The 7,498-nt window shown below is 61.2% G+C and carries 5 protein-coding genes; 1 reads left to right on the forward strand and 4 read right to left on the reverse strand.

Annotated elements, in window-relative coordinates:
• The 4 genes from FWD29_09415 to FWD29_09430 all read right to left on the reverse strand — a co-directional run.
• Nucleotides 1-1,050 (reverse strand): leucine-rich repeat domain-containing protein (locus tag FWD29_09415; GenBank protein ID MCL2804148.1); only part of this gene is annotated, 1,050 nt, incomplete at its 3' end.
• Between the two features lie 176 nt (nucleotides 1,051-1,226).
• Nucleotides 1,227-3,335: a leucine-rich repeat domain-containing protein gene (locus FWD29_09420; protein MCL2804149.1), complete on the reverse strand. Its 2,109-nt coding sequence runs from the start codon at nucleotides 3,333-3,335 to the stop codon at nucleotides 1,227-1,229.
• A gap of 488 nt (nucleotides 3,336-3,823) precedes the next feature.
• Nucleotides 3,824-4,402, reverse strand: a complete 579-nt coding sequence (locus tag FWD29_09425) for a PIN domain-containing protein (protein ID MCL2804150.1) — start codon at nucleotides 4,400-4,402, stop codon at nucleotides 3,824-3,826.
• Nucleotides 4,392-4,790 carry a hypothetical protein gene (locus FWD29_09430; protein ID MCL2804151.1) on the reverse strand — a complete coding sequence of 133 codons (399 nt, stop codon included), beginning with the start codon at nucleotides 4,788-4,790 and terminating at the stop codon, nucleotides 4,392-4,394. The genes FWD29_09425 and FWD29_09430 overlap by 11 nt, the downstream gene beginning before the upstream one ends.
• Before the next feature lie 375 nt (nucleotides 4,791-5,165).
• Between FWD29_09430 and ileS the strand changes: the two genes are divergently transcribed.
• Nucleotides 5,166-7,498: isoleucine--tRNA ligase (gene ileS, locus FWD29_09435; protein ID MCL2804152.1), on the forward strand; the 2,333-nt coding region annotated here is incomplete at its 3' end.

Below are 7,498 nucleotides of genomic sequence, written 5' to 3' on the forward strand. Positions count from 1 at the left end.
CTGGTTCCAAGTAAAGGTGTAGCTGCCCGGGGCGTTGAAAGTGACTGTGCCATTGGGGTTGACGGTGTAGGTATTCGGAGTGATCGTTCCGGTCAGGACCGAGCCATCTGTGTGGGTGACGGTGTGCAGAGAGATCGGCGCGCCAACCGAAGCGGACAGGTCCGGCGGCCTCTGGTCATGGGCCGTCGTGATGGCGGCCGCTTGACCAGAAAGCGACGACAGATCGATGATGCGGTTACTGTCGAGGGACAGCACCCCCAGCAGGTTCAGGCCAGCCAGAGGGCTGACATCAGTGATCAGATTCTTGTAGAGGAAAAGGTCTGTCAGGTCAGTCAGGCGAGCCAACGGGCTAATATCGGTGATTTGGTTCTGGTCGAGCCAGAGTAATGTCAGCGAGTTCAGGCCAGCGAGCGCGCTGACGTCGGTGATTTGGTTTTGAGACAAGTACAGGTACGTAAGCGAAGTCAAGTGTCCAAGTGGGCCAACGTCGGTGATTTGGTTGGTGGTCAGGACCAGGTACGTCAGCGACGTCAGGGTCCCAAGTGGACCAGCATCGGTGACTTGGTTTCCGTCCAGGCTCAGAGCTGTCAGCGAGTTCAGGTTAGCCAGCGGGCTGATGTCGCTGATCTGGTTGAATGCCAAATTGAGGGCAGTTAGCGAGTGCAGGCCAGCCAGATCGCTGATGTCGCTGACCTGGTTGAGAGCCAAGCTCAGTTCTTCTAGTGAGGTCAGGTGGGACAGTGGGCCTAGGTCACCGATCTGGTTTCCTGTGAGTGAGAGCACCTCAAGGCCTGTGAACTTTTCCAGGCCGGTCAGATCGTTGATATCCAGATAGTCGCAGCTGAGACTGGTCACAAGAGCCGCATCGCCCTCTGTGACAGGCGCTAGACCTACCTCTAACTCGGCGCAGGCCTGAAGACGAGAGTCTCCAAAGACGACCGGGTCGCCGGGGGCCGCCTGGGCAGCACTGATTGGCAGGGTGGTCAGACCGGCAGCGGCCAGCGCGGCTGCAACCGCGACCGCCAGGCCTCGACGATTTCGAATTGACATGGGAGGATTCTCCTGTTGTGGGGCGGGCCGGAAGGGCTCGCCCAGAAGCCTAACGCAAAACGTCCCCGGGTAATCGGGGTCGGCTTGGGCGGCGCTAATTGGCAGCATGGCCAATCCGGCGGTCACCAGGGCAGCGGCAGCCGCGACCGCCACGCCCGGCAACGCCACCTGGGCGGCTAGGTGGCGCGGTGGGCGGGCAAGTATCGGTTCCGGCGCCCAAAACGCAGGGCTACGCCGGCACCCACCAGCAGTAGCGCAAGAACGACGACCGGACGGGAATCAGTTCCAGTCCAAGGCAAAGCGCCTGGGCCGGCACCAGGCCCACCACCCGGTGGCGGCGGGTTGGGCGCTGGCGGTGGAGGCGGCGGACCGGCCGTCACCACAATGGAGTGTTGACCAGAAAACACTGCCCCAGCACCACCGGGAATCGGCTGATCCCAGGAGAAGGTGTACACCCCAGGGGCCAGAAAGGTGACCGTTCCGTCTGGATTGACCACAAAGGTGTCCGGAAGAATTGTTCCAGCCAGAAGCGCCCGCCTGTGGTCAATGATGTCGTACAGGCTCAAAGGCACACCCACTTGGACCGTCATACCCGGTGGCGCCTGACCATCGGCCTCGGCAATCAGCGCTGCCAACCCACCCATGGGCGACAGGTCAGTGATCTGGTTGTTGCCGAGGTGAAACAAAGTCGACCCGGTCAAGGCAGCCAACGGAGCGACATCAGCGATTTGGTTTCCGGTCAGGTCTAGCGCCAACAGCGCCGTTAGGCCCGCCAGAGGGCTGACATCGGTGATTTGGTTGGTGTCCAGATACAACCGCTCCAACCCGCTCAAACCAGCCAGGGGACCAAGATTGGAAATCTGGTTCTGGTGCAGGCCGAGCCATTCCAATCCGGTCAGACCCGCCAGAGGGCTGATATCACCTATTTGATTGTTTCCCAGGTTCAATTCGGTCAAGTTGGTGAACGCTTCCAACCCGGACAAATCGGTGATCCCCAGCGCCATGCAGCCCAACACCGTTAACGACTCAGCCTCGGTGTCGGTGATGACAGTGCGCACCCCGGCCGGCGGCGGCAGGGCTTGATCAATGCAGTCGAACAAGGCAGCATCGGCTATGACCCCGGCACTAGACACGATGACAGTGAACGAACCAGAAAAGTCGTTCGAGTCCCATTCGACGGTGTAGTCACCGGCGGCGTCGAAAACGTAGTTGCCGGCGCCATCGTCGTTGAAGGTGCCAGGCCCGGTGATACTCGGGGTAACCAACCACCCCTGCGAATGAATAATCGACGGCAACGTCACCGGGACGCCCCGGTGGGCTGTCAGACCTGGCGGGACCTGGTTTTGGGCAAATACCGAGACCGTTCCTGCCCAGGCGGAAAGCGCTGAGAGGTCAATGATCTGGTTGGCGCCTAGGCTGACGCTCACCAACGAAGGCAGGTTGACCAGCGGACTAACGTCAGTGATCTGGTTGCCAATCAGCCAAAGCATGTTCAGGGAGCCCAGACCGGCCAAAGGGCTGAGGTCGCTGATTTGGTTGTCTGACAAAGACAGTAACTCCAGTGAAACCAGGCCAGCCAGCGGACTAATGTCAACGACCTGATTGTCGCTCAGTTCCAAGCCTTGCAGCGAGTTCAGGCCAGCCAACGGACTAATGTCAACGACCTGATTGTCGCTCAAATCCAAGGTTTCCAGCGAGTTCAGGCCAGCCAACGGGCTAAGGTCGCTGATCTGGTTTTCACGTGTTAACACGACCGACAGCGAGTTCAGGCCAGCCAACGGGCCAAGGTCGGTGATCTGGTTGTTGTTGAGGTTAAGGCCCTCCAGTGAGTTCAGGCCAGTCAACGGGCCAAGGTCGGTGATCTGGTTCTGCCCAAGACTGGCGTACTTCAGCTGCACCAGACCGGCCAAATCGCTGAGGTCGCTGATCTGGTTTTCCGCCAGGAAAAGGTATTGCATCGAGGTCAGGTTCGCCAGCGCGCTGAGGTCGCTGATCCGGTTGTCTTCGAGCGACAGAATGTCGAGGTTGGTGAACATCTCGAGTCCGGAAAGGTTGCTCAGGCCGCTAGAGGAACAGACCAGCCGGGCGACTAACGAGGCGTCGGCCTCTGTTACGGGCGAGTGGCCCACCTCGGCCTCGGCGCAGGCCTGAAGGTTGGCGTCGCCAAAGACCACCGGGTCGTTGAGGTCGGCCTGGGCGGCACCGATTGGCAGCACGGTCAGACCAGCAGCGGCCAGCGCGGCAGCAGCCGCGATCGCCAGTTTGTTAAGATGTCGCGTAAACATGGGGGGATTCTCCTGAAAAGTGTCTGGGGGGACGGCCAGAAGCTTAGCGCAAAACTGGCTCAAGTTGGCTCAGCTGCCCGGCACAGTGTTCCAGCACGTTGCCATGGCGCCAAACTCGGTCTCGCAGCAAACTGACCACCTGACTAGCACTTTCATCGCGAGGTTGAGCTTTCGCAAAAGGCCATTGCGCCGGTCCCGGCCGCCGCAGGAAATGGGCGGCCAGCCGGAATGGGCTAACATTTCACCTTGCGAGTGTTGACCCGGCCATCACCGGCGAGCTCCCCGGAAGAACGGGCAGGCCAAGCTGGCCGGCCTCACTAGAACCGGGCGCCTGGGGTGCGGCCCGGCCGGGCTTGGACAGAAACATCCGGAGACACGGCCTACTACCGCACCGGCCTGCACTAACACCCCCGAAACCGAGTTTTGGCGCATCTTTGCCGCACAACTGCCTAGCCTGGCCCTGCCAAGCGACGCAGTTCCGCCAAGCCTCACTGAAGGCGGTGCCTGAGAAGGGTGGCAAACTGCTGCGCTCCCGCCTTTTCCAGGCGGTCCGCGAAGTCCTGGCTGGTAAGGGGAGGGTTTCGTTTTGAGTCCACCAACCGGCCAAACGAGTTGATTACCGCGCTTGGACGACGATTCAACAGTGCGCACAAGTACTCATCAGCGCTTGCCACGTCGACACCCGCTTCGGCAACAGCCCAAAAGTGTTTCTTGTTTCGGGTAAGCAGTACATCAACCGCGCCGTGGATGCAGGCTGCGGCGTGAATCCGGTCGGCGGGATCAGGTGAGAGGCCTTCAACAACTCTTCCGCGGTACCGCTCGGGGTCAAGACGATACCTGCCGAAGTGTCCGCGGACAGCGTCAGTCACGGATATTGCAGACTCCTTGGTGCGACCACCGCCAGACACGATCACCCGTTCCCATTCATCAAGCAGTTCATCTGACCAAACCCAGGTGAATAGCAGGTCTTCTGACAGGTTGAGAAGCAGATCCATCAGGGTGAACGGATAGAGCTCGCTGGTGTCGATGAAGACCCGCTGTAGACCAGCCACTGAATCAGATCTCACCCGGGCGATTGGCGGCCATGGCATCACGAATGGCAACACCGCCGGCCCGGAGTTGCTCTCTCTCTTGACCAACACTGAGCACGTCTTGGACCCGGATGCGGCGGTGGCGGCTGTTTGGCAGGCGACGGAATTCTAGTACTCCGTCCTCGCACAACCGATCGACGAACTGACGCGTGACGCCAAGCATCTTGCCTGCCTCAGCGGGTGTGACTTCATCTTCAGTGCGAAGCACTACGACTTTGGCGCCCTGGGCCACATCGGTCAGCATTGAACGGACCACCCTGGTGACCTGGGAATCGTCCTCTAGATTCGCCGCCAGGCGCTCGGCGGCTTGGCGCACCTGCGGATCGGTCGGGTCAAGCGTGGCAGTGGTCGTGTGGTTGGGCATGAGCTCAGCCTATCACCATCTGCAATATCAGCAACCATCCTGAGGGCCATGGGTGGTTGTTCGGTGGTGTGGTTGGGGGTGATTGTTTGGATTGGGCTAACATTTCACCTTGCGAGTGTTGACCCGGCCATCACCGGCGAGCTCCCCGGAAGAACGGGCAGGCCAAGCTGGCCGGCCTCAATAGAACCGGGCGCCTGGGGTGCGGCCAATGCCTCAAACGAGCGGCCAACGGCCGGCCGGCCGGTCAGCTGAGCACCAGCCAGCAAACGGCAGGCCAGCCCTAGGCAAGCGAGGTGGTACCGCGGTGCCCGTCAAGCCCAACCAAGGGTCCGGCATCGTCCTTGCGACAACCTAAGCAAGACGAAGGAACCACCGATGGCCTACCCGCTGCACCGACCAGACAGCCCCGGCGTCGCCGCCGTACCCGCGTTTGCCGAGGTAGAGCGGCAAATCCTGGACTACTGGCAACAGGACGGCACCTTTGAGGAGTCAGTCGCCCAGCGCCCGGCGGACGCCCAAGGCCAGACCGGCGGCAACGAATACGTTTTCTACGACGGCCCGCCCTTCGCCAACGGCCTGCCGCACTACGGCCACCTGCTAACCGGCTACGTCAAGGATGTGGTGCCGCGCTACCAGACCATGCGCGGGCACCGGGTCGAGCGCCGCTTTGGCTGGGACTGCCACGGCTTGCCGGCGGAAATCGAGGCCGAACGCGAATTAGGTATTGAAGACAAATCGGAAATCGACGCTATGGGCGTGGCCCAATTCAACGCCGCCTGTCACGCCAGCGTCTTGAAATACACAGACGTGTGGCAAGACTATGTCACGCGCCAGGCCCGCTGGGTTGATTTCGACAACGACTACAAAACCCTGGACCTGAGCTATATGGAATCGGTCATGTGGGCCTTCAAAACCCTGTGGGAGAAGGGCTTGATCTACGAGGGCCACCGGGTTTTGTGGTATTGCTACCGCTGCGGCACGCCGCTCAGCGCCTCGGAAACCAAAATGGATGAGGTTTACCGCGATCGCCAGGATACGGCCGTGACAGTGGCGTTTGAGATGTTGCCGCCCCGTGCCGCCGCCCCGGCCAAACTGCAAGAGCTGGCTGGGTGCAACGCCCTGGCCTGGACCACTACACCCTGGACGTTGCCCTCGAACCTGGCCATGGCCGTCCACCCCGAGGTCGAATACGTCCTGGCCATCCCGGAAACCATGCCGGATGAGCGGGTGCTAATCGCGGCGGCCCGCCTGGGCGCCTACAAACGCGAATTAGGCGCTGAGCCCACTGTGCTCGAAACCTACAAAGGCGCCGAGCTAGCCGGGCTGCAATACAAGCCACTTTTCGACTTCTTCGAGCCGCAACGGGCCCAAGCCGCTTTCCAAATCCTGTTGGCGGATTACGTCACCACCGAAGACGGCACCGGCCTGGTCCACATCGCCCCGGCCTTCGGTGAAGAGGACAAAGTAGTCACCGACGCGGCCGGAATTGCGCTAATCAACCCGGTGGACGGAGACGGCCGGTTCACCGAACAGGTGCCGCCGTGGCAGGGTCTGCGGGTTTTCGAAGCCAACAAACCGATCACCCAGGCGCTCAAAGCCTCCGGCCAATTACTGCGGCAAGAGTCGGTTGAACACGCCTACCCGCATTGCTGGCGCTGCGATACGCCGCTGATCCAGTACGCCGTGAGCTCCTGGTTCGTCAAAGTCACGGCCTTCCGCGACCGTATGGTCGAGGTCAATCAGCAGATCAACTGGCTGCCCAGCCACGTCCGCGACGGCCAGTTCGGCAAATGGCTGGCCGGTGCGCGTGACTGGTCCATCTCCCGCAACCGCTATTGGGGCAGCCCCATTCCGGTGTGGGTGTCAGACGACCCGGCCTACCCGCGGGTCGACATCTACGGCTCACTAGATGAGCTGGAACGCGACTTTGGTACCCGGCCAGCCGATCTGCACCGACCCTATGTCGACGAGCTGACCCGGCCCAACCCGGACGACCCGACCGGGCAAGCCACTATGCGGCGGGTGCCGGAAGTGCTGGACTGCTGGTTCGAATCCGGCTCAATGCCCTTTGCCCAAGTGCACTACCCGTTCGAAAACCGTGACTGGTTCGACACTCATAATCCGGGCGATTTCATTGTCGAATACATTGGCCAAACCCGCGGCTGGTTCTACACCATGCATGTCCTGGCCACTGCCCTATTTGACCGCCCGGCCTTTTCGACTTGTCTAACCCACGGCATTGTCCTGGGCGACGACGGGTTGAAAATGTCCAAATCGAAGGGCAATTTCCCTGACGTACGCGATGTTTTCAACCGGGACGGCTCCGACGCGTTGCGCTGGTACCTAATGTCCGGGCCAATTCTGCGCGGCGGCAACCTGTCGGTGGCGGAAGAACCGATCCGGGCGGCCGTGCGCCAGGTCATTTTGCCGCTGTGGAACACCTGGAGTTTCTACGCGCTTTACGCCAATGCCGCTGGTGGCGGCGCCGGGCTGAGCGGCCGCCGGCTCGAAGCGGCCGACTACCCCGCCTTGACTGAACTAGACCGTTACATCTTGTCCCGCACCCACCTGCTGGTTGAGCAGGCCACCACCCAGATGGACGCCTACGCCATTGGCGAGGCCTGCGATTCGCTGCGCGAATACGCCGACCTGCTAACCAACTGGTACGTGCGCGGTTCACGCGACCGCTTCTGGGCTGAAGACGCCAC

The sequence above is a fragment of the Micrococcales bacterium genome, assembly GCA_009784895.1.
Classification (GTDB): Bacteria; Actinomycetota; Actinomycetes; order Actinomycetales; family WQXJ01; genus WQXJ01.